The 22,678-nt window shown below is 71.9% G+C and carries 19 protein-coding genes and 1 pseudogene; 9 read left to right on the forward strand and 11 right to left on the reverse strand.

What is annotated here, in order from left to right; all coding sequences use genetic code 11:
- On the reverse strand, positions 1–954 hold the full coding sequence (locus ACF1FZ_RS20575) for a HAMP domain-containing sensor histidine kinase (RefSeq protein WP_391774826.1): 954 nt from the start codon (positions 952–954) through the stop codon (positions 1–3).
- A 201-nt stretch (positions 955–1,155) separates the two neighbouring features.
- Between ACF1FZ_RS20575 and ACF1FZ_RS20580 the strand changes: the two genes are divergently transcribed.
- From ACF1FZ_RS20580 to ACF1FZ_RS20600, 5 genes are all read left to right on the forward strand, one after another.
- Complete coding sequence (locus ACF1FZ_RS20580; protein ID WP_391774827.1) at positions 1,156–1,416, forward strand: hypothetical protein; 261 nt, start codon at positions 1,156–1,158, stop codon at positions 1,414–1,416.
- An 83-nt stretch (positions 1,417–1,499) separates the two neighbouring features.
- Positions 1,500–2,231, forward strand: coding sequence for a FadR/GntR family transcriptional regulator (locus tag ACF1FZ_RS20585; RefSeq protein WP_391774828.1), 732 nt, complete (start codon positions 1,500–1,502; stop codon positions 2,229–2,231).
- Positions 2,232–2,387: 156 nt separating this feature from the next.
- On the forward strand, positions 2,388–3,155 hold the full coding sequence (locus tag ACF1FZ_RS20590) for a (Fe-S)-binding protein (RefSeq protein WP_391774829.1): 768 nt from the start codon (positions 2,388–2,390) through the stop codon (positions 3,153–3,155).
- Complete coding sequence (locus ACF1FZ_RS20595) at positions 3,152–4,702, forward strand: lactate utilization protein B (RefSeq protein WP_391774830.1); 1,551 nt, start codon at positions 3,152–3,154, stop codon at positions 4,700–4,702. The genes ACF1FZ_RS20590 and ACF1FZ_RS20595 overlap by 4 nt, the downstream gene beginning before the upstream one ends.
- A complete protein-coding gene (locus ACF1FZ_RS20600) occupies positions 4,699–5,340 on the forward strand; it encodes a lactate utilization protein C (RefSeq protein ID WP_391774831.1) in 642 nt (213 codons plus the stop codon). Before ACF1FZ_RS20595 ends, ACF1FZ_RS20600 begins: the two co-directional genes overlap by 4 nt.
- 403 nt (positions 5,341–5,743) lie before the next feature.
- On the opposite strand, the gene ACF1FZ_RS20605 is transcribed toward ACF1FZ_RS20600, so the two are convergent.
- The 7 genes from ACF1FZ_RS20605 to ACF1FZ_RS20635 form a co-directional block, all read right to left on the reverse strand.
- Positions 5,744–6,418, reverse strand: coding sequence for a hypothetical protein (locus ACF1FZ_RS20605; RefSeq protein WP_391774832.1), 675 nt, complete (start codon positions 6,416–6,418; stop codon positions 5,744–5,746).
- A gap of 457 nt (positions 6,419–6,875) precedes the next feature.
- On the reverse strand, positions 6,876–8,768 hold the full coding sequence (locus ACF1FZ_RS20610; protein ID WP_391774833.1) for a DUF2264 domain-containing protein: 1,893 nt from the start codon (positions 8,766–8,768) through the stop codon (positions 6,876–6,878).
- Positions 8,765–9,793, reverse strand: coding sequence for a hydroxyacid dehydrogenase (locus tag ACF1FZ_RS20615; RefSeq protein ID WP_391774834.1), 1,029 nt, complete (start codon positions 9,791–9,793; stop codon positions 8,765–8,767). The genes ACF1FZ_RS20610 and ACF1FZ_RS20615 overlap by 4 nt, the downstream gene beginning before the upstream one ends.
- A 37-nt stretch (positions 9,794–9,830) precedes the next feature.
- A complete protein-coding gene (locus tag ACF1FZ_RS20620) occupies positions 9,831–10,706 on the reverse strand; it encodes a carbohydrate ABC transporter permease (RefSeq protein WP_391774835.1) in 876 nt (291 codons plus the stop codon).
- Positions 10,703–11,704 (reverse strand): carbohydrate ABC transporter permease, encoded by a 1,002-nt coding sequence (locus ACF1FZ_RS20625; protein ID WP_391774836.1) that lies wholly within the window; start codon positions 11,702–11,704, stop codon positions 10,703–10,705. Before ACF1FZ_RS20625 ends, ACF1FZ_RS20620 begins: the two co-directional genes overlap by 4 nt.
- Before the next feature lie 47 nt (positions 11,705–11,751).
- A complete protein-coding gene (locus ACF1FZ_RS20630; protein ID WP_391774837.1) occupies positions 11,752–13,119 on the reverse strand; it encodes an ABC transporter substrate-binding protein in 1,368 nt (455 codons plus the stop codon).
- A 102-nt stretch (positions 13,120–13,221) separates the two neighbouring features.
- A complete protein-coding gene (locus tag ACF1FZ_RS20635) occupies positions 13,222–14,343 on the reverse strand; it encodes a substrate-binding domain-containing protein (RefSeq protein ID WP_391774838.1) in 1,122 nt (373 codons plus the stop codon).
- A 136-nt stretch (positions 14,344–14,479) separates the two neighbouring features.
- Here ACF1FZ_RS20635 and ACF1FZ_RS20640 point away from each other — a divergent pair, with 136 nt between their 5' ends.
- On the forward strand, positions 14,480–15,247 hold the full coding sequence (locus ACF1FZ_RS20640; RefSeq protein ID WP_391774839.1) for a sulfite exporter TauE/SafE family protein: 768 nt from the start codon (positions 14,480–14,482) through the stop codon (positions 15,245–15,247).
- 22 nt (positions 15,248–15,269) lie between these two features.
- On the opposite strand, the gene ACF1FZ_RS20645 is transcribed toward ACF1FZ_RS20640, so the two are convergent.
- Positions 15,270–16,799: an amino acid permease gene (locus ACF1FZ_RS20645; protein WP_391774840.1), complete on the reverse strand. Its 1,530-nt coding sequence runs from the start codon at positions 16,797–16,799 to the stop codon at positions 15,270–15,272.
- Positions 16,800–16,886: 87 nt separating this feature from the next.
- The gene (locus tag ACF1FZ_RS20650) at positions 16,887–17,897 is read right to left on the reverse strand and encodes a hypothetical protein (RefSeq protein WP_391774841.1); all 1,011 of its coding nucleotides are present in this window, start codon (positions 17,895–17,897) and stop codon (positions 16,887–16,889) included.
- 374 nt (positions 17,898–18,271) lie between these two features.
- On the opposite strand from ACF1FZ_RS20650, the gene ACF1FZ_RS20655 reads away from it, so the two are divergent.
- The 3 genes from ACF1FZ_RS20655 to ACF1FZ_RS20665 are packed head-to-tail and all read left to right on the forward strand — an operon-like array spanning position 18,272 to position 22,388.
- Positions 18,272–19,705, forward strand: coding sequence for an FGGY family carbohydrate kinase (locus tag ACF1FZ_RS20655; RefSeq protein ID WP_391774842.1), 1,434 nt, complete (start codon positions 18,272–18,274; stop codon positions 19,703–19,705).
- Positions 19,702–21,120: an FAD-dependent oxidoreductase gene (locus tag ACF1FZ_RS20660; RefSeq protein WP_391774843.1), complete on the forward strand. Its 1,419-nt coding sequence runs from the start codon at positions 19,702–19,704 to the stop codon at positions 21,118–21,120. Before ACF1FZ_RS20655 ends, ACF1FZ_RS20660 begins: the two co-directional genes overlap by 4 nt.
- Positions 21,117–22,388 (forward strand): FAD-dependent oxidoreductase, encoded by a 1,272-nt coding sequence (locus ACF1FZ_RS20665; RefSeq protein WP_391774844.1) that lies wholly within the window; start codon positions 21,117–21,119, stop codon positions 22,386–22,388. Before ACF1FZ_RS20660 ends, ACF1FZ_RS20665 begins: the two co-directional genes overlap by 4 nt.
- 13 nt (positions 22,389–22,401) lie before the next feature.
- Here the strand turns inward: ACF1FZ_RS20665 and ACF1FZ_RS20670 are convergent.
- Positions 22,402–22,662, reverse strand: a pseudogene (locus tag ACF1FZ_RS20670) (hypothetical protein); the annotation flags it as partial.
- Positions 22,663–22,678 lie beyond the last annotated feature (16 nt).

Raw genomic sequence — 22,678 nt, forward strand, 5'->3', positions numbered from 1 at the left:
TCAGGCGCTTCCGTTCCGTACGGGCACGTCGAGGCGTACGTCGGTGCCGCCCGTCACACCGGCGGCGATACCGAGTGTGGCACCGATGAGCAGGGCGCGTTCGCGCATGCCGCGCAGGCCGGCTCCCTCGGCGGCGTCCCCCAGGCCCCGGCCGTCGTCACGGATGCGGAGTTCCACCCCGTCGGCGCTGCGGTACAGGGAGAGTTCGAGCAGGGTGGCCCCGGCGTGACGGACGGTGTTCGTGACCGCTTCCTGCGCGATGCGGTAGACGACGAGTTCCGCTTCCTCGCCGAGCGGTGGCAGGTCCCTCTCCAGCCGCCGCCTGATCGTCAGGCCGTTCGGTACCGGCGTCTCCGTGGCGAGAGCCGTCAACGCGCTGACCAGTCCCAGCTCCTCCAGTACCCCGGGGCGCAGACGGCGTGCGATCCGGCGGATCTCGTCGAGACTCCCCCGGGTGATCTCCTGGACCTGGGCCAGCTCCTCGCGCAGAGGTTCAGGGGCGTGACCGGTCACCCGCTTCAGCTCGAGCAGGACCGCGGTCAGGGTCTGGCCCACCTCGTCGTGCAGCTCCTGCGCGACCCGGCGGCGCTCGGCCTCCTGGGCTTTGAGAGCACGGGCGCTGCTGGTCGCGCGCTCAGCCTCCAAGCGGTCGAGCATGCTGTTGAACGTCTCGATCAGGGCCGCCACCTCGCCCTCGCCCGCGACCTCCGGGCGCGGCCGCGGGCTCAACAGGTCGATGGTCGTCATCGCGCGGGTGACCCGTTGCAGCGGTGCGAGTCCCAGGCGCAGGAGCAGCGCGTTCGCACCGAGCATCAGGGCCATGCCGCCGGCCAGGATCAGGGCCTCGGTCAGCACCACCGGTGCGGACACGGTGATCGGGCCCAGCAGCAGCAGGGCCCCCGCAGCGACCAGCACCGCGGCGTTGAGCAGGAAGATGCGCCAGAACAGGGACAAGACCGCACGGCCTCCTCGGACGGGTCTGCGGGCGGACGCCCCCTCCACTATCGCCGGTCAGGCCCTCGGGCCCGGGCCTCCCGGCCACGTCTGCATGGCGCACCCCCTCGGACATGGGTGTCAGCCCCGATGGTCCCGGGCACCCGCACGGCCGGACGATGGAGTCCAGCCCAACGGATCCTGATCCGGGAGGGAGTCACCATGCCCCACTACGACGAGCGGCTGCGCGGTGTCGAGGACCGGCTCCGCAGCGACCACCCCGAACACGCCGGCACGCCCCGCGGACACCGCCCCAGCCGGACATGGCTGTGGCTCGCCGCCGGGATCGTCGGCCTGGTGGCCGGCATCGTCATCGGTCACGGTCTGCTCATCGCCGCAGGGCTGGTGGTGGCGGGGATGGCGGGACAGCTCCTCGACCCGCAGCGGAACAGGCCACGTGGCAGCCTGCCGGGTTCCCGTTGAGCTCCCTCCGGGACTTTGGTCCGACCACACGATCTGTGTGACATAGTCGGAACATGCTTATCGCCCGGAACAGGGAGTAGCGGATGCCCGTGGAGTGGCAACCCGTACGGCAGTCCCGTACTCACGAGCTCGTGCTCCAGAGCATCGAGGAGCGGGTCTTCGCCGGAGAGCTCAAGGCGGGCGACCGCCTGCCGCCCGAGCGGGAGCTCGCGCCCGTGCTCGGCGTCAGCCGGTCCGCGCTGCGCGAGGCGCTCAGGGTGCTGGAGACCATCGGCGTCCTGGTCGCCCAGCCCGGCCGGGGCCCGGACTCCGGAGCCCGCATCGTCCGCAACCCGGACGACGCGCTCGGCCGTCTGCTGCGTCTGCACTTCGCGCTGGGCAGTTACGGCCTGCACGACGTGCTGGAGGCACGCGTCGTCCTGGAGCGCTCGAGCTGGGAGGCCGCCGCCCGGCACGCCCGGACCGAGGACCTCGACGCGGCGGCGGAACTCGTCCGGCGGATGGGCGAACCGGACGTGGGGGTCGCCGACTTCAACGATCTCGACACCCGCTTCCACGTGCTGATCGCCGGGAGTTCGGGCAACGCCCTCACTTCCACGCTCACTTCGGCGGTGCGCGAATCCGTCCGGCCGCTGATCCTGCGGGCCCTGGAGGAGGCCGGGGACTGGCCGGCGACGGCGGGTGCCCTGAACTCCCAGCACGCGCAGCTGCTGCGGCTGGTGCGCGAGGGGCGGGGCGGCGAGGCGGCGGACCTGGTCGAAGAGCACATCCGGGGCCTGCACGGAACGCTGGTGGACGGGAACGACGCCCGGTAGCGCGGCCACGCTGCTGCGAACGGGGGCGGGGGCGGGGGCGGTGCGGACGCACCGCCCCCGCCCCCGTTGCGTTCTCCACCACCGGGCGTGCCCGCGGGCTTCCTCACTAGGACCGAGGCTAGTATGGTCGGACCATAAAGAGACCGGGGAGGCCCCATGCGTATCGGACTCTTCGCCACCTGCCTGGGAGACACGCTCTTCCCGGAGGCGGTGAAATCCACCGCGGTGCTGCTTGCCCGCCTGGGCCACGAGGTGGTCTTCCCGCCGGACCAGACCTGCTGCGGCCAGATGCACGTCAACACCGGCTACCAGCGCGAACCCGTTCCACTGGTGCGCAACTTCGCCGAACAGTTCGGTGACGCCTCGATCGACGCGGTCGTCATGCCGTCCGGCTCGTGCGCCGGGTCGGTCCGCCACCAGCACGAGATCGTCGCCGAGCGCTACGGGGACGCCGCGCTGCGCGCCGGGGTCGCCACGGTCAAGGCCAAGACGTACGAGCTCTCCGAACTCCTCGTCGACGTCCTCGGAGTCACCCACGTCGGCGCGTACTTCCCGCACCGTGTCACTTACCACCCCACCTGTCACTCCCTGCGCATGCTCCGGGTCGGTGACAAGCCGCTGAAGCTCCTGCGCGCCGTCGAGGGGATCGACCTGGCCGAGCTTCCCGAGGCCGACTCCTGCTGCGGCTTCGGCGGGACCTTCGCGGTGAAGAACGCCGAGACCTCCACCGCCATGCTCCAGGACAAGATGCGTCACGTCCTGTCCACCGGCGCCGCCGTGTGCACCGCCGGTGACTCCTCCTGCCTGATGCACATCGGCGGCGGGCTCTCCCGCATCAAGTCCGGTACCCGCACCCTGCATCTCGCCCAGGTCCTCGGATCCACCCGCACCGCGCCGTACACCCTGACGGAGGCCGCCCGATGAGCACGTTCCTCGGCATGCCCGCCACCCCGCCCCGCTCCCCGTACGGCACGGGAAACCTGCGCGGTGACAGGAAGTTCCCCGAGGCGGCCCACGACGAGCTCCGCGACGAGCAGCTGCGCCGCAACCTCGGCAGGGCCACCCGCACCATCCGGGCCAAGCACCTCGACGTCACCGGTGAACTCCCCGACTGGGAGCGGCTGCGCGACGCGGGAGCGGCCATCAAGACCGACACCATGAACCGGCTTCCCGAACTCCTGGAACAACTGGAGCGGAAGGTCACCGAACGCGGCGGCACCGTCCACTGGGCGCGCGACGGCGTCGAGGCCAACGAGATCGTCACGCGGCTGATCAGGGAGACCGGCAGCAGCGAGGTCATCAAGGTCAAGTCGATGGCCACCCAGGAGATCGGCCTCAACGAGCACCTCGAAGCGGCCGGCATCACCCCGTACGAGACCGACCTGGCCGAGCTCATCGTGCAGCTCGCCGGCGACAAGCCCTCGCACATCCTCGTACCCGCGATCCACCGCAACCGCGACGAGATCCGGCAGATCTTCCTGGACGAGATCCCCGGCGTCGACCCGGATCTCGACAACGTGCCCGCGCACCTCGCCGCCGCGGCCCGCGCCTATCTGCGTGAGAAGTTCATGACGACCAAGGTGGCCGTCTCCGGTGCCAACTTCGGCATCGCCGAGACCGGCACCCTGACGGTGGTCGAGTCGGAGGGGAACGGCCGGATGTGCCTGACCCTGCCGGACACCCTCATCACGGTGATGGGCATCGAGAAGGTCCTGCCGCGCTACCAGGACCTGGAGGTCTTCCTCCAGCTCCTGCCCCGCTCCTCGACCGGCGAGCGGATGAACCCGTACACCTCGATGTGGACCGGCGTGACACCGGGCGACGGACCGCAGGACTTCCACCTGGTCCTCCTCGACAACGGCCGTACCGCCGCGCTCGCCGACACGACCGGCCGCGAGGCGCTCAACTGCATCCGCTGCTCGGCCTGCCTCAACGTCTGCCCCGTCTACGAACGCGCGGGCGGCCATGCCTACGGGTCGACGTACCCCGGTCCGATCGGCGCGGTACTCACCCCGCAGCTCGCCGGGATGCACGAGGCGAAGGACGACCCCAACAGCTCGCTGCCGTACGCCTCCAGCCTCTGCGGAGCATGCTTCGACGCCTGCCCCGTGAAGATCGACATCCCCTCGATGCTCGTCGAGCTGCGCCACCAGCACACCGAACGGTCCGGAACCACGGCGGAGAAGCTGGCCATGAAAGCCGCCGCCGCCGTGATGAAGTCACCCAGGATCTACACGGCCGCGCAGAAGGCCGCCTCCTTCAGCCGTTCCCTCGGCGTCGGCGGACGCGACCGTACCCTCTCGCACCTGCCCGCACCGTTCGACGGCTGGAGCGACAGCCGCGACACCGCCGCCCCGCCCGGGCAGTCCTTCCGCGCCTGGCTGGCTTCCGCCGAGGGCACGGCCGCCCTGCGGGAAGCCGCGAAGGAGGGCGCAGCCCGACGCGCCGGCGACCATCAGGAGGAACAGTGACGACCACCGCGCGTGACACGGTCCTCGGACGGATCAGGGACGCCTTGGCCCTCGCACCCGCACCCGCCCCCGGCACCGGGATTCCCCGCGAGTACCGCACCGGCCGCACCCTCCCGGACGGTGAACGCCTCGCGCTCCTCACCGCCCGCCTGGTCGACTACAAGGCGCAGGTCCACCCCTGCGCGGGCGACCGCACGGCCGAGGTGATCGCCGGAATCCTGCGCGGGCGCGGCGCCCGGCGGATCGGTGTCCCGGACGGGCTGGACGCACACTGGCTCAGCGCCTACGACGGCGAGGTCCAGCGGGACTCCGCGGACATCCCCGCGCCGGGCCTCGACGCACTGGACGGCGTGGTGACGGCCTCCGCCGTCAGCTGCGCCGAGACCGGTACGATCTTCCTGGACGGATCACCCGACCAGGGCCGGCGTGCGCTCTCCCTCGTCCCCGACCTCCATGTGTGCGTCGTCGACCTGTCCTCGGTCGTGGCGGGCGTCCCGGAGGCGGTCGCCCGCCTGGTACCGGAAAGGCCGACGACCCTGATCAGCGGCCCGTCCGCGACGTCCGACATCGAACTGGAACGGGTGGAAGGCGTCCACGGCCCCCGCACCCTCGCCGTGGTGATCCGCACCGACGCCTAGGGCCCCACGTCCGGACCGTGCCGGGCTCGCGCGCCCAGGTCCAGACCCGGTCCGGACGAAGGGCGCGGGGCGGCCCCGGCCCGGCATCCAGGGGGCGGGGCCGGCGGGCGTGGCCCCGGGATACGTCAGCCCCGGCTCAGGCGGACGGCAGCCGTCTCGCTGACGGTCACCGGCTGCTGGCAGTCCGGGCCCGTCGCCGTGGCCCGGGCCCCGACCTCGACGTCACCGCGCTGGAACGGCACCGACCCGGTGGGCTGATCGATCTTTCAGCCGACATCTGTGGCTGCTGTGAACAGGATGCGGGGGGGCGTCCCGGAATCGCGAACGCCCTCCCACACACCCTGGCAAGGCTCGTGCCTCGGTGCCCGTGCACCCGCAGGCACCGAGGCACGCCGGCCGTGTGTCAGGCGCCGAGGCCGTAGAGCGCGAACTCCTCCCAGGACCCGGTGATCTCGGTGGAGCGGGCGCGCAGCGAGTACTGGAGCGTCCCGGTGTAACTGTTCTCCATGGCGACGAAGAGCCCGTTCAGCGTGGACTGGAGCGCCCAGCGGTCCAGGACCTCGTTGTGGTAGAGGACGAACCGCTCCCAGCCGCCCGCGCTGGTGGAGCGGGCACGCAGCACGTTCTGCGCGCTGCCGGTGAAGTTCTTCTCGACCGCCACATAGCGGTTGTTCGCCAGGGACTTGACGGCGTACGTCTGGGAAGCCTCGTCCCACTCGAAGCCGAAGCCCTCCCAGGCGCCGCCGACCTCGGCGGAACGGGCTCGCAGCACCCCGGTGTTCGGGGCGGCGTAATTCATCTCGGTCGCGACGAACTGTCCGTTCCGGGCCGACTGCAGGGCCAGGAGTCCGGTCTCCGCAGCCGTGGTGGAGAGGCCGTCACCGGCCGTGAGCGGGGTCCGCCGGGTGGCTGCCTCCCCGGAGATGCGCGCCAGCTCGGCGCCGTCCACCGCCTCCCAGCCGCTGGGCACGGCGGCCGGTCTGCCGGCCAGGGGCGCGGCTCCGGCCGCGGGCGAGGCCAGTACGGAGGCGGCAAGAACGGCGCTCAGGGACAGAAAAACGGACGTAATGCGTCGCACAGGTATTCCTCGCTCGTCGTCAGGGAAATTCCAGGTCTGCGGAGAAAGGTTCGTAATGGCTCGGTGGTGCTCCCGTCGGGCCGTTCGATGAATGAACGGCGCGGGCGGACGAATGTGTGTCATCAGCCACTTCCACCGCACGGCAGAGCCGAGCCCGGATCCCCCGCACCCCCCGAAGGCTGAGTCCGACGCCCTCTCCAGGCGTTTCCGCAGCCGCCGCGCCACTCGGCGAAGCGGCCTCAGCGTAACCTCGCGACGCGCTTTTTGAAAATGATTCGAGGGTATTTCGCGAATCCTCGGGCACCGTTTCTCTGCATTACTGATTCCGTGGTCTTCCGTTAGGGCGAGTGACGCTTTCCGTTTCCCTCGCGGTCGTGCGTCACCGGCCACGGGCACGACGGCGGCCGTCGTGCGACCCGCACGCGACGGCGGCCGTCTGTGCCCGGCGCCGCGGCTCTCAGGGGCCGTGGGTGACCTCCAGCGGGGCGAAGCCGACGCGGGTCGTCGCGCCGTCGTCGGCCCACCGCACCGCGACCGCCTCCCCGCTCGCCTCCAGGACGCTCGCCGCCGAGGCGAGAGGACCGGCCTCGGGGTCCGCGGTGAGTGAGGCCAGGGCCACCAGCGCCTCGGTGCCCTTCACGTCCGCGGCCAGTCGGGGCAGCACAGCCCAGCGGGTGAACGCCGTGCCCTGCGGGGCCCGTACGTCCTCCGACCCCGCCCAGCCGTGCAGCCCGTGCAACGCGGAGCGCACCGTGCCCCCCGGATCCGCCGCCCATCCCGTCTGCTCGGCCAGTGTCCCTGCGGGGGCGCCCAGGATCCGGTGCACCCGCAGTTCGTACCGCCCCCGGACGACGGTCACACTCTCCACCCGCAGTCCGGGCCAGGCCGGCGGACCCTCCGGGAAGACCGGGCGGTGCCAGGACGCCGCCCAGCCCCAGCCCGCCCCGTGCCCGGCCCCGAGAGGATGGATACGGACCCGGCTGCTGCGCGAACCCGAGATCCGTAGCGAGAGATGATTGTCCGCGGCGTTCGCGGAGGCCGTGGGGCCGGTGGCCGTCGAGTAGGCGAGGCGGGCGTAGAGCGGATCCGACACATCCGCCGTCTCGCCCTCGTGCGGCCGGACATGGTCGCTCCCGTGGTTGTGCAGCCGCACGATGCCGTCCGCCTGCGTGGACTGCACCAGCAGCCCCGGAGAAGGCAGGGACAGTACCCGGTCCGGGCCCTCGCCCGGGGCCGGTTCCTCGGCCGCGGTCCACAGCGGGTGTCCCGCCGGAGCGAGCAGGGCGACGAAGGCCTTCGACGCCCAGTACGGCGACGACGGACCGGAGTACACCTGGAGCGTCGCCTCGTGCGGGCCGTGCCAGCCCAGGCTGAGCAGGCCGTCGTCACCGACCGAGCCACGCTCCAGGAAATACCGCAGCGAGCCGCTGATCAGCCGGCGCGAGACGCCCGGCGCCAGCGGGGTGTGCCCGGACACCGCGCCCATCCCGACCGCCGCGCCCGCCGCGAAACGATAGGTGAGGGAGCGCCCGAAGTGCAGTGGCGAGCCGTCCGCGCCGAACATCAGCGAGAAGCTCTCCAGATGTTCGCTCAGCCGTGCCCCGTAGTGCGCGGACAGCCCCGCGTCGCCCGACAGGTACGCGTCCAGCACCGGATACAGGTGCAGCGCCCAGCCGTTGTAGTGGTCGAAGGCACGCCCGTCCCCGTCGGCGTACCAGCCCTCGCCGCGATACCAGACCTCCAGCAGGTCGAGCGCCCGCTGCCGGACCCGTGCCGTCTCCGCGTCGCCCCGGTCCACCGACTCCAGGAACCCGGCGACGGAGAAGGGGAAGAGGTACCAGTTGTTGGGGGCGGGTGTGTGCCGCAGGGCGCCCCGCAGCCACTCCTCCGCACGGTCCTGCGTGGTGGCGTCCAGCCGGTCCCACAGCCACGGCCGGGTCAGCCTCAGCCCGATCGCCACCGAGGCCGACTCCACCATCGGCTGGCCGAAGACGGTGTGGTCCAGGACCAGTGGCCATGACTCCGCGTCGTCCCGCCCGGCCGAGCGCGTTCCGGCGGTGAGCCCGTCGGCGTACCGCTCCAGCCAGCCGTGCGGGTCCTCGCCCTTCGCGCCGGCGACCCGGAACGCGGCGGTGAGGAACGTACGGGCATAGCCCTCCAGGCCGTCGGACCGGACCCCGGAGCGGGAGGGGCGGCCCGGCAGGTCGAGGAGGGCCCGGCCGGGGGTGGCCCACTTCCAGGCGGCGCCCAGCAGTCCGTCCGCCACCGCTTCCCAGTGGTCCCGGGTGTAGCCGGTGTGCGGGCTCCGCGCGCGGTCCTCGGAGGGGAGCCGGAAGGGAGTGGAGGTCATGCGAGAAATGCCAGCCTTTCGCGTCGTACGGGATGGGCGAAGCCGTCGCCCGCGGCCCAGCGGGCGACCTCGCCGACCGCCAGGCCGGCCAGCCGCCGCAGTTCGTTGCCCTGGGAACCTGCGAGGTGAGGGGTGATGGTCGCGTTGTCGCAGTTCCACAGCGGGTGGTCGGCCGGAAGCGGGTCGGGGTCGGTCACGTCCAGAACCGCCCGGATCCGGTCCGCCCGCAGTGCGTCGGTGAGGGCGTCCTGGTCGACGACGGCCCCCCGTGAGGTGTTGATCAGGACGGCGTCCGGCCGCATGGAAGCGAGGAGCCCGCAGCTGACCAGCCCGGTCGTCTCGGACAGCAGCGGGGTGTGGACACTGACCACGTCGCTCTCCGCGAAGAGAGAGGCCAGGGTGACGGGGCGGACGCCGAGCCCGTCGGCCTCCTCGTCCGTGACGTACGGATCGTGCAGCAACACCCGCAGGTCGTAGGGCCGCAGCAGCTCGATCACCCGTCGGCCGATCAGCGAGGCGGACAGGATGCCCACCGTGCGGCGGTAGTTGCCCACGTCGGCCGGTGTGGCGAGCCACGCGTCGCGCATGCGGGCGGCCCTGAAGTCGCGGGCCCGCTCAAGGACCCGCTTGCCGGACAGCAGGATCATCGCGACGGTGTACTCGGCGACCGGGAGCGCGTTGGCCGCCGCGGCCGACGACACCTCGATGCCCCTGTCCCAGCAGGCGTCGGTGACATGGCCGCGTACCGAGCCTGCCGTGTGCACGACGGCCCGCAGCGCGGGAGCGGCGGCCAGGACGCCCGCGTGGACCGGCGGGCAGCCCCAGCCGGTGATCAGGACCTCCGTGTCCGCGAGTACGGCCCTGGCCTCGTCGGTCGTGAAGTCGTCGATCGCGGGCAGAGGCGCGAGATCGCACACTTCGGCCAGCGCCGCCAGGGAGTCGGGGGTGAGCACCGCGGCGGCGGTGTCCGCTCCCATGGCGAGCGCGGCGCGCGGCCGGCGGGGTGCGGGGGGAGTGCTGGGCATGGTTCTCCTGTGCGGTGGTCCGGGCGGGGCGGCGCGGTCACTTGACGGCGCCCGCCGTCAGTCCGGACCGCCAGAATCGCTGGAGCAGGGCGAAGGCGAGGATCAGAGGCAGGACCGCAAGCAGCGAGCCCATGACGACGACCGGGTAGTACTCGGGTGACACGGACGCGGCGCTGTTCCAGGAGTACAGGCCGAGGCTGACCGGATACAGGTCCTGGTCGGAGAGCATCACCATGGGCAGGAAGAAGTTGTTCCAGATGGCGGTGAGCTGGAAGAGGAACACGGTCACCAGTCCCGGCCCCAGCATGCGGAGCGCCACCCGGAAGTAGGCGGCCAGTTCGCCCGCGCCGTCCATCCGCGCGGCCTCGAGCACCTCGTCGGGTACGTATCCCCGGCTGAAGATCCGGCCCAGGTAGACACCGAACGGATTGAACAGGACGGGGATGAAGACCGCCCAGAAGGTGTTCACGAGGCCGGCGCCGGAGGCCATCAGGTAGAGCGGCAGGGCGAGTACGGTCTGCGGCACCATGACGGCGGCCAGCACCAGGCCGAACAGCTTCTCCTTGTGCGCGAAGCGGTACTTGTCGAAGGCGTAGCCGCAGGCGACGCTGATCAGCGCCCCCAGGGCCGCGCCGAGCACCGCGTACAGCAGGCTGTTGCCGTACCAGCGGCCGTACAGCCCGCCGTCGGTGGCGAAGAGGTCCTTCATGTTCCGGACGAAGGAGAAGCCGCTCAGCGACAGGATGTCGCTGCTGAACAACGCGTCCCTGTCCTTCGTCGAGGCGAGCACCAGCCACAGAACCGGCAGCAGGGTGTACAGGACCGAGACGAAGACCACCAGGTTGACGACGGAGCGTCCGAGGAGCCGGGGCCGCCGGGGCGAGGCGGTGCGGGATACGGTCGACGCGCTCATCGGGCGCCCCCCTCGGCGGCGTCGGCGCGGTTGGTCCAGCGGGTGACGCCGTAGGAGAGGGCGATGGTGCACAGGAGCAGGATGACGGAGGCGGCGGCCGCGAGGCCGTAGTTGTTGCGGGTGAAGGCGGCGTCGTAGATGTACATGCTGGGGGAGAAACGCGAGTTGATCATCGGGGTCGACTGGCTGAGCAGCATCGGCTCGGTGAAGAGCTGGAGCGCGAAGATGAGGGTGAACATCGCGACCATCACGATCGACGAGCGCACCAGCGGAGTCTTGACCTGGAGGGCCGTGCGGACGGGGCCCGCGCCGTCGACGACGGACGCCTCGATCACCTCGCGGGGGACCGCCTGCAGGGCGGCGTAGAACACGACCATGTTGTAGCCGAGGTTGCTCCACAGCGCGATGTTCACGATGGACGGGAGCACCGTGTGCACCCCGAGGAAGTCGATGGTGATGTCGGCCCTGCCGAGCAGGTCGATGACCGGGCTGATGCCGGGGGTGTACAGGTACAGCCAGATCAGGGCCGCGATGATGCCCGGCACGGCGTGCGGCAGGAACAGGGCGAGCTGGACGGTGCCCCGCAGGCGCACCACCCCGGAGTCGAGCAGCAGCGCCAGCACGAGGGCGCCGGCCACCATCAGCGGGATGTAGACCAGGCAGTACAGGGCGACGATGCCGAGACCGCCGAGGAAGGTGGGGTCGGCCAGTACGGCGGTGTAGTTGCGGAGTCCGGCGAAGACCGTCCGTTCAGGTCCGAAGCCGAGTCCGGGCTGGTCGTCGCTGAAGAAGCTCAGCTGGACGGCGGTGGCGACCGGGATCAGGAAGACGGTCGCCAGAAGGATGAAGAACGGGGTCATCAGGACGCCGCAGGCGCCGAGTTCACGCCGTCGGGCGGGTTTGCGGGCCGCGGGGGGCGGTACGGCGGAGGCCGGACTCTTCGGTGACGGCCGAACGGCGGTTTCCGCCGGTACGGACGCGGGGGTGGCGCCGGTCATGGTGTCACCTGCCTCTCTGCTGCTGGGAACGGGATGCGGACCGCCGGTCAGGTGGAGCGCCGGGTGGTGGAGAGACCGAGCGCCCTGAGGTCCGGCATCGTGCCCTCCTGGGCCGCACGGACCGCCCCGAGGATGGAACCCCGGCCTCCGCTCACCTGCGCCAGCCCGTCCCTCAGGATCTTGCCGGTGGCCGTCATCCGGGGGCCCCAGATCCAGCCCGGGCGGACCTTGCGGGCCTCCTGCTCGAAGAGGGTGTAGATGTCCTGGCCGCTGTAGTAGGCGCGGTCGAAGGCCTTGCGGCCCACCTCGACCAGCCCGGGCGCCGCGGGGTACTGGCTGCTGGCTCCGCTGGAGAGCCGGGCACGGAGGGCGTCCGGATGCGACACCTGCCACTCGATGAACTCCATCGCGGCCTCCGGGTGCGCACTGTCCTTGGTGACCGCGAAGGTCGACCCGCCGTGGGTGCCGACCCCGGGGTCGGCAAGGTCCCACTGGGGGAGTGGTGCGAGCGCCCACTGTCCCTTCTGCCCCGGCCGGGCCTTCATCTGCGCACCGGCGTCCCACGCCCCGCTGAGCCGGCTGACCACCAGGCCGTCGCCGATCTGGACGTCGCTGTGCCGGCTCTCCACCGCGTTCATGAAGACCAGGTCCTCGTCGGTGAGGCGCTGCCAGAAGGCCGCCACACGGCGGGTGGACGCGTCGGCGAGCGAGACGTTCCAGGCACCGCCCGCCGTGTCGAACCACCGGGCCCCCGCCTGCCAGGCGTACGCGGCGAGATGGGTGTCACCGTCCGTCGGGAAGAGCGCCATCCGGCGGTCGCCGCTCTTGCGGCGTACGGTCCTTGCGGCCTCCTCGAAGTCCTCCCAGGTGCGGGGGACCGCAAGCCCGTACCGCTCGAAGAGGTCGGTACGGTAGTGCAGCACCATGGGCTCGATGTCGAGCGGGACGCTGAACACCCGCTTCTCGAAAGTGGTCAGCCCCAGGGCCTGCGGCAGCATCCTGGCGCGGAGCCCCTCGCCGACCAGGTCCGTGATGTCGAGACAGACTCCGTCGATGGCGAAGCCTGGGACCTGGGGGTATTCGATGGTGGCGATGTCCGGGGCGTTGCCGGCCCGGGCCGCGTTGCTGAGCTTGGCGTAACCACCCTGCATCCCTCCGGGGACCTGCTGGTAGTCGACCTGAATGGTGTCGTGGCCGCGATTGAACGCGTCGACGACCTCCTGGCTGCCCCGGAGGGCGGACCAGAAGGTGATCCGTGTCCTCCTGCCGTTCCCGCTGCTCGCGGTCCTGCCGGTACTGCTCGTACCGCCCGGTCGTGTGTCCCCGCCCCAGCCTCCGCAGGCGCTGAGCGCGCCTGTCAGAGGCAGTGCGGCGATCGTGGCGAGCACGGATCGACGGCTCTGTCGATCAGGCATGGGTGCCTCCCGCGGCTCCTGATTCGAGACACGGGGAATACTGATCGACTGATCGATAGCGGTCAATAGATCGATCTGAAGAAGCTTGAAGTGTTCAAACGATCAGACGGTCGGATACGGCAACTCCTGGGTCGATCCGCGCACTTCGAGGCGGGGGAGCAGCTCTGTCCGGCATACCGCACGGGGGTGGTCCGCAGGCTGCGCCAACCGGTGCATCAGGAGTTCGGCCGCCACCCGCCCGATCTCCGCGCGCGGCGGCGCGACGGCGGTGAGGGCGGTACTGCCCAGCGCCGCGACGACATCGTCGTACGCCACCACCGAGCAGTCCTGCGGCACCCGTGTCCCGTTCTCCGCCATCCGCTGGACCAGCATCAGGGCGTCCTCGTCGCCGTGCAGGACGGCGGCGGTCATGCCGCGCTCCCGCAGCAGCGCCGTGAGATCCGGCACCGCCTCCCGCGTGCCGGGCTCCCCGGGCCCCGCGTTCCGGGAGCTGAGGACCACCGCCCAGTCCTCCACCTCGGGCCACGCCGCCGCGATATCGGCGAACGCGGCCCGTACGGAGCGCGCGGTCGGGCTGTCGTTCCTGGCCGCCAGCACGATCCGGCGGTGGCCGAGCGAGACCAGATGGTCCACGGCCAGGTGGATCCCGTACCAGTGGTCGGAGCACACCGAGTCCAGTGCGTGCAGCGCGCTGCCGGGCCGGGGCCGTCGCTCCATCAGGACCGTGGGCACCCCCACCTCGGCGAGCCAGCCGTAGTCCGCCTCCTCGTCGGCGGAACTGCGCCAGCGGGGAGCGATCAGCAGCCCGCTCGCGCCGGCGGCCAGCGCCCGCTCCACCTGTGGCCGTTCGGCCCCTGCGGCCTGCGGGGCGATGTGCAGGGCGATGCGTTTCCCGGCCGCCTCCAGGGCAGTCCTGGCGCCGTGCAGCGTCTCGTAGAGATAGGAGTGCCGCTCCGGGACGACCAGGGCGACGGAGCCCTCGTCCCCGATCGGCCGTCCGCTCCGTGCGGCGGGCGCGGCCGTCCTCGGCACGGTCTCCCCCAGCGGCCGGACCACCCCGTGGCCGCGCCGCAGCCTGCCCGTCCTGGCCAGCTCCTCCACGTCCCGCCGGAGCGTGACCGCCGAGACGTCCAGCTCCGCGGCGAGCGAGCTCACCTTGACGGCGCCGCGCGCGTGCACCACCGCGAGAATGCGTTTGCGCCTCAGCTCGACCGGCTCCCGCATGCTGGCCCCCTTGCCCACCGCTGTGCGATGTTCGTTTGAACGTTTCCATGAGCGATCGCAGCATAGCGAGGGGCCGACGCTCCGGGGGGCCGTGATCATCCGCTGAACCGAAGACCCGTCTACCATCTGATCCGGAATGGACACCATCACACTCTGGCAACTGGCCGCGCTCGCGGCGGCATCCACCCTCGTCGGCTTCTCCAAGACGGCGGTCAGCGGAGCCAATACGATCAGCCTCGCGGTCTTCGCAGCCGTACTGCCGGCCCGCGAATCGACCGGAGTGCTGCTCCCGATCCTGATCGCGGGCGACATCCTCGCCGTGCTGGTCTACCGCCGTCACGCCCACTGGCCCACCCTGCTACGGCTCTTCCCCGCCGTCGCCGTGGGCGTGGTGGCGGGCACCGTCTTCATGATGTGGGCCGACGACGACGCCGTACGCACCTCGATCGGCGCCATCCTGCTCTTCATGGCGGGCGTCACCGTCTGGCGCCGGCGCGCCCGCTCCGGGCCGGCGCCGGAGCAGGAGGACACGGACGGCCCGGCACGCGGGGGACGCTTCAAGGCCCGTTCGTACGGGGCGCTCGGCGGATTCACCACCATGGTCGCCAACGCGGGCGGCCCCGTGATGTCGCTCTACCTGCTGTCGGCGGGCTTCCGCAAACTGGGCTTCCTCGGGACGTCGGCGTGGTTCTTCCTCATCGTCAACACGTCCAAAGTGCCCTTCAGCGTGGGGCTCGGCCTCATCGACGCGCAGTCCCTGCTGCTGGACGCCGCCCTCGTGCTGTTCGTCGTCCCCGGTGCGTACCTCGGCCGCGCCTGCGTGGGCCGGATCAACCAGAAGCTCTTCGACCGGATCGTGATCGGAGCCACCGTCCTGGGCGGCCTCCAGCTGCTGTTGCGCTGAAGACCGCCCGGGGGAGGAACCGTCAGACGATGCCCTCGGCGATCTCGGCCTGCTCACGGGCGTTCCCGTACGCGGCCGGGGTGCTGTACGAACGGCGCGCGACGAACCACCACACCGTCGCCAGGACCAGGACGGCGACCAGGGCGACCGACGCGTAGTTCATCGAGTCGATGGTCACCGGCGAGGACTGCGGCAGCAGGAACAGCACGCTCACGAGGGCGACCCACACCACGGCGATCCAGCCGATCGGCTTCGACCAGCGGCCCAGGTGCCAGGGGCCGCGCTGGAAACGGTCCCCGGCTCGCAGCTTCAGGTAGACGGGGATGGCGTACGCCGGCGTGATGCCGATGACGTTGATCGCCGTGACCGCACCGTACGCGGTCGCGGAGTACAGCGACGGCACAGCCAGCAGCGCGGCGACACCGACCGAGAGCCACACGGCGGGCACCGGGGTCTGGGTGCGCGCGCTCACCTTGCGCCACAGCGCGGAGCCCGGCAGCGCGTTGTCACGGCTGAAGGCGAAGACCATCCGGCTCGCGGCCGCGACCTCGGCGTTTCCGCAGAACAGCTGAGCCGCGATGACGATCAGCAGCATGGCGGTGGCGCCCGACGTACCCAGCGCGTCGATCAGGATCTGGGCGGGCGGGACCCCGGTGGCACTGTTCTGGGTGCCGGCGTAGTCCTGGATGGCGAAGGTCAGCCCGGCCAGCAGTACGAAGCCTGCGATCCAGGAGACCCAGATGGCGCGGACGATGCCCTTGGCAGCCGTCACCGACGCGTTCGAGGTCTCCTCGGACAGATGGGCGGAGGCGTCGTAGCCGCAGAAGGTGTACTGCGCCAGGAGCAGACCGATCGCCGCCACATAGATCGGGTTCTCCCAGCCCGTGTCATTGACGAACTCGGTGAACACGAACGACGGGGACTGATGGTTCGAGGGCACGATCGCCAGCACCGTCACGATCACGGCGACACCGGCCAGATGCCACCAGACGCTGATCGAGTTGAGCACACTGACCAGGCGCACGCCGAAGAGGTTCAGCACGGCGTGCAGCAGCAGGGTGCAGAGGAATATCACCATCGTGGAACCGGGAGTGGGATCGAAGCCCCACTGCAGATTGAGCAGGGCGCCCGTGAACAGGGCCGCCCCGTAGTCGATCCCGGCGATCGCGCCGAGCAGGCCGAGCAGATTCAGCCACCCGGTGTACCAGCCCCACTTGCGGCCGCCGAGCCGGTCGGCCATGTAGTAGAGGGCCCCCGACGTGGGGTACGCGCTGGTGACCTCGGCCAGGGCCATGCCCACACAGAGCACGAACAGCCCGACGCCGGCCCAGCCCCACAGCATCACGGAGGGGCCGCCGGTCGACATGCCGAAGCCGTACAGCGTCATGCAGCCGGAGAGGATCGAGATCACGGAGAAACTGATCGCGAAGTTACCGAAGCCGCCCATGCGACGGGCCAGCACCGGCTGGTAACCGAGCTCGCGCAGCCGCTGCTCCTCGTCCTTCTGCTGTGTGTGCTCCGTGCTCGACGGAGTCGAGGCGGATATGGACATGGGGACGACCTCCAGGTGGGGGGATCGGGGCAGGAAGGTGGTGGGGCGGGCCCGGGCGGCCGGGCCCGGTCCCCGGGGGACGGCCGGTCAGCCGGGCGGTTTCCTCCCGGGCTCCGCCTCGGCGGCGGTCAGGCAACGGCTGCGGGCCCGGAGGAACACGTCCTCGGCGCCGGCCGGATCCTGGGGCGTCCGGGTGCGGTGGGCCCAGGGAAGCGACGTGTAGTACGGGCCCATCGCCCGGAACACCGGTGCGGCGTCGGCGAACCGGAGTGAACCCCACAACGCGTGGGCCAGATGGTTGAGATCGAGCAAGGGCCGGGCAGCCGGGTCCGCAGCGGCGAACCAGACGCGCAGCGCGCGCCGGGCGTCGCGCTCCCCGTCCTCGGTGACCCAGTGCAGGTCCAGCGCCCGTTCGTTGCCGTGCTCACGCCGGTAGCGCTCCACCCGGACGTACAGCGGCAGCACATGGAGCGGGGAGCCCTCCGGGGCGGAGGAGGACGCCCACTGCACGAAGTTGACCGCCTCGGAGAGCGTGCCGCTCGCCTGCCTCGCGTAGACGAACTGGAGCATCCGGTGGTAGGCCTCGCGGTTGAACGGATCGCGTTTGTCCGCCTCCGCCAGCAGCCCCCACGGCCCGGGGAACAGCATCGGGCCGGGCGGCAGCAGCCGGTGCTCCGCCAGGCGCTGCCCCTCGTCGAGCTGGGACAGCGCGAGGAGGCAGACCCAGGGCACCGGGTCCGCCGGAGAGGCGTGCGCGGCGGAGCGGCACCCCTCCCACGCCTCCTGCCACAGCTCCTGGGCACTCGGACGTCTCTCCCGGTGGGCGCGGACGGCCCGTTCCACGGCCACCCGGGCACGCATCACCGTCGCCGCCACGCTCCTCGGCTCCTCGGCGAGCCAGGCGTGCACCGCGTCGGAGCCCGCCGCCACGGTCGCGAGGACCTGGGTCCGCTGAGTCCACAGGGTCCAGTCGGGTGTGCTCTCCAGCAGATTCCGCATGGCCAGCCAACGGCCGGTACGCAGGTCCTGTAACGCCACCCTCAGCTCGTGATCGTGCCCCGCGGGGTGGTAGACCGGCCGGAAATCACCGGGAGCCATGTACGTGCCCCGCCCCTGAACTCGCGGCCGGGGAGAGGCGGTGGGCCGGACGCGACGGCACGGCGCAGATTCTTCTCGTCATGAATCCTCATGGAGCGTGGGGGGTTGGGCTGTTCGGTCATGAACTACCGGTGGTCATAGTCCGGTTGTTCACTCGGCGGTGAGTGTAGAACGCTCGGCGGCAGTCGTCCGGTGACTCCGCGGATCTTACTCAAGTAGCTACTCCCCGCCGGACGTTGATCTCCGCGTGAGGCCGGGCGCAGGATGATCCGGGCGGGGTTGACGCGGGGCGTGGTCTGCACGACTGTGGGCGCAGGGACCAGATGATCACGATTCCGCCCGGGTCCGGGCGGTCCGCACGGCTGGAGCATCGCTTGACAGGCCCGGTACTCGCCATCGACCAGGGGACGTCCGGAACCAAGGCGCTGGTGATCTGTCCCGAGCGGGGCGTGATCGGTTCCGGTTCCGCGCCCGTACGCCCGCGGTACGGCGCCGGGGGCCTGGTGGAGGCCGATCCCGCCCAGCTGGTCGGGTCGGTCATCGACGCCGGCCGGCAGGCGATGGCGGACGCCGCCGAGCCCGTGGCGGCCGTCGGTCTGGCCAACCAGGGTGAGACGGTGCTGGCCTGGGACCCCGCGACCGGCCGGCCGCTCACCGACGCCGTCGTCTGGCAGGACCGGCGGGCCGAAGACCTCTGCGGTGACCTCGCCGCCCACGGGGACGAGCTGAAGCGGCTCACCGGGCTGCCCCTCGATCCGTACTTCGCCGCGCCCAAGATGGCGTGGATCCGGCGCGAGCTGACGCGGGAAGGGGTCGTGACCACCAGCGACTCCTGGCTGGTCCACCAGCTCACAGGCGCGTTCGTCACCGATGCCGCCACTGCGGGACGCACCCAGCTGCTCGGCCTCCACGACGTCGGCTGGTCACCCGCGGCTCTGGAGATCTTCGGCCTGTCCGACGAGCGTCTGCCCGCCGTCGTCGACTGCGCGGGACCGGTCGGCACCACCACCGCGTTCGGCGGGGAAATCCCCCTGACCGGCCTCCTCGTCGACCAGCAGGCCGCCCTGCTGGCGCAGGGCGCCCTGGCACCCGGCCAGGCCAAGTGCACCTACGGCACCGGGGCGTTCCTCCTCGCCCAGACCGGCGGTCGGGCCAGCACCGGTTCCAGCGGCCTGGCCAGCTGCGTCGCCTGGCGCCTCGGCGGGCGTACGGACTACTGCCTCGACGGTCAGGTCTACACGGCCGCCTCCGCCGTGCGCTGGCTCACCGACCTCGGGGTGATCTCCGAAGCCGCGGACCTCGACGCGGTGGGCGCCTCGGCCCATGACACCGGAGGAGTCACCTTCGTCCCCGCGCTCGCCGGTCTCGCCGCCCCCTGGTGGCGCAGCGACCTGCGCGGCTCCTTGACCGGCCTCGGCCTCGACACCACTGCGGGCCACCTGGTCCGCGCCCTCTGCGAGGGCATCGCCGCGCAGGTCGTGGCCCTGGCGGACGCCGTCGCCTCGGACCTCGGTGCCCCGCTCACCGTGCTGCGGGTCGACGGGGGCCTGACCCGCTCCTGCCTGCTCATGCAGACCCAGGCGGACCTGCTGCAACTGCCGGTCGAAGTCTCGGCGCTGCCCGACGTGACCGCGCTCGGCGCCGGCGTGGTGGCCAGGATGGGACTCGACCCGCAGCTGCCACCGGACCGGGCGACACCCGCATGGCGGCCCTCGGCCGTGTACGAACCACGGATCGGCCCCGAGGAGGCCGCGGAGCGCCTCGCGGGCTTCCGTGCCGCGGTGGACACCCTGCTGGAGCGCCCGTGACCGTCACCCTCACCACTGCCGGCCCCCTGCCCCCGGGGAAGACCGAGGGCCCGTACGACGTCGCCGTCGTCGGAGCCGGCGTCGTGGGTGCGGCCATCGCCCGCGAGCTGGCCCGCTACGACCTGCGCACCGCCCTGCTCGACGCCTCCGACGACATCGGCGACGGCACGTCGAAGGCCAACACCGCGATCCTGCACACCGGATTCGACGCCGTACCCGGCTCGCTGGAATCCCGCCTCGTACGCGAAGGACACGGACTCCTCGCCGCCTACGCCGCCGAGACCGGTATCCCGGTCGAGCGGGTCGGCGCCCTGCTCGTGGCCTGGGACGAGGAGCAGCTCGCCGCTCTGCCCGGGCTGCGGGCCAAGGCCGCGCGCAACGGCTACCACGCCTGCCGCGTCATCGGCGCCGGGGAACTCCGGCTCCGCGAACCGCACCTGGGTCCCGGCGCGCTCGGCGCACTCGAAGTCCCGGACGAGAGCATCATCTGTCCCTGGACCACCCCGCTCGCCTTCGCCACCCAGGCCGTCCGGGCAGGCGTCCACCTGCACCTGAACTGCCGGGTGCTCGGTGTCGGCACCGACGACGAGGGACATACGCTCACCACCTCGCGCGGCCCGCTGCGTACCCGCTACCTGGTCAACGCCGCCGGGCTGTACGCCGACCGGATCGACCGGCTCCTCGGGCACGACGTGTTCACCGTGACCCCACGCCGCGGCCAGCTCATCGTCTTCGACAAACTCGCCCGCGACCTCGTCGGCCACATCCTCCTGCCGGTCCCCGGCCCGGCGGGCAAGGGCGTCCTGGTCGCGCCGACCGTGTTCGGCAACGTCCTCCTCGGCCCCACCGCGGAGGAACTCCACGACAGGACCGACACCGCGTCCACCGCCGAGGGCATGGACCTGCTGCGGGAGAAGGGCCGCCGGATCGTGCCCGCGCTCCTCGACGAGGAGGTCACCGCCGTCTACGCGGGTCTGCGCGCCGCCACCGGGCAGGAGGACTACCGCATCCAGGAGTACCCCGGGCTGCGTTACGTCGCCGTGGGCGGCATCCGTTCCACCGGTCTCACCGCCTCCATGGCGATCGGCCGTCACGTCGTGGAACTGCTCTCGGCCACCGGCCTGGACCCCGCCGGGCCACGCCCCCTGCCACCTCTGCGGATGCCCAGCCTCGGCGAGGCGTTCCCCCGGCCCTACCGGAGTGCCGGCCTGATCGCCCAGGACCCGGCGTACGGCACCCTCGTCTGTCACTGCGAACAGGTCACCCTCGGAGAGATCCGGGACGCACTGTCCGCGAGGATCCCGCCGCACTCCCTGGACGGCCTGCGGCGCCGCACCCGCGCACGTGGCGGCCGGTGCCAGGGTTTTTACTGCGGCGCCACCGTCCGCGCCCTGTTCGAGGAGGCGCACCCGTGACCCGCAACGCACGAGAGGTCGACGTCCTTGTCGTCGGCGGGGGCCCCGCGGGCCTCGCGGCCGGAGCCGAACTCGCCGCGGCAGGCGTGGAACGGGTGGAGATCCTCGAACGCGAGCAGGAGGCGGGCGGGGTTCCCCGCCACTGCCACCACGGCGGCTTCGGCGGACGCCTCGACCGGTCCGCGTACGCCTGGGCACCGGCCACCGGAACCGCGTTCCCCCCAGGAGGGACGAGCGGTCCGGCCTACGCCCGGCGCGGTGTCGCCGCGGCCCTCGACGCGGGTGCGGTCCTGCGCACCGGAGTCACCGTCACCGGCTGGGCAGGGCCCCGCACCGTCGAGACCACCGGGCCCGCCGGGCTCGAACGGATCACCGCCCGAGCCGTCGTCCTCGCCACGGGTGCCCGGGAACGGCCGCGCAGCGCCCGTCTGATCCCAGGCACCCGGCCGCCGGGCGTCTACACCACCGGCGAACTCCAGCAGGCCGTCCACCTGCACGGGCAGAGGATCGGCAGCAGAGCGGTCGTCGTGGGCAACGAACCCGTCGGCCACGCGGCCGCCGCCACCCTGCGGGCCGCCGGGGTCCACGTGGTCGCCATGGTCACCGACCAGCCGGCCTCCCCGGCCCGGCTGCGGAGCCGGCGCACCCCGCTGCTCACCGGCGCCACCGTCACGGCGCTCACGGGCCGGAGCCGGCTGTCCGGGGTCGCGCTGCGCCACGACGACGGCCGCACCACCACCCTGCGCTGCGACACCGTCGTCCTGACCGGCGACTTCGTCCCCGACCACGAACTGGCCAGGCGCGGCGGCCTCCTCCTCGACCCCGGCACCCGGGGACCCGCGTACGACGCCGCCCACCGCACCTCGCGACCGGGCGTCTTCGCCGCCGGGAACCTCCTGCACGCCGTCGAACACGCGGGGTTCGCGGCTCAGGAGGGCCGAGCCGTCGCGGTGCCCGTGCTGCACCGCCTGTCCGGTACGGAGGAGCCCGCAGGCCGCGGACGGCCCGTGGTCGTCGACGCCCCCCTGCGGTGGATCGCCCCCAACGTGACGGGGCCGGACGGGACGCGCCCGACGGGGGACCGGTTCGTGCTGCGTACCGCGCTGCGGCTGCCGCGGCCGCTGCTCGTCGTCTCGCAGGGCGGGCGCGAACTCCACCGGCAGCGGCTGCTGTCACCGGCCGTCCCCGGCAGGCCCTTCCGTCTGGCGGCCGACTGGGTCGACCGGGTCGACCCGCACGGTGCGTCCGTACGGGTCACCGCGCTGTGACGGCGGGGCGGCCTCAGGGGATGAGCAGCCGGTCCGCACCCACGGCCGCCGCCAGCCCGGCGCCCAGCAGCCAGCTGCCGAGCCGGGTGCGGCCGTTCCTGCTGAGTTCGATCACCACACCGCAGAGGATGAGCGCGAGCCCGTAGACCCCGACGACCAGGACCGACGAACGGCTCGCTATCCGCAGCGCCAGCACGACGGCCATCACCGCCATGCCCGCCGAGGAGAGGACGATCCGCAGCCGCCGCGCCTGGCGTGGCGTCAGCCTCCGCTCCCGCGCGGCGGGCCCG

It is taken from the genome of Streptomyces sp. NPDC014623, assembly GCF_043088245.1.
GTDB lineage: Bacteria > Actinomycetota > Actinomycetes > Streptomycetales > Streptomycetaceae > Streptomyces.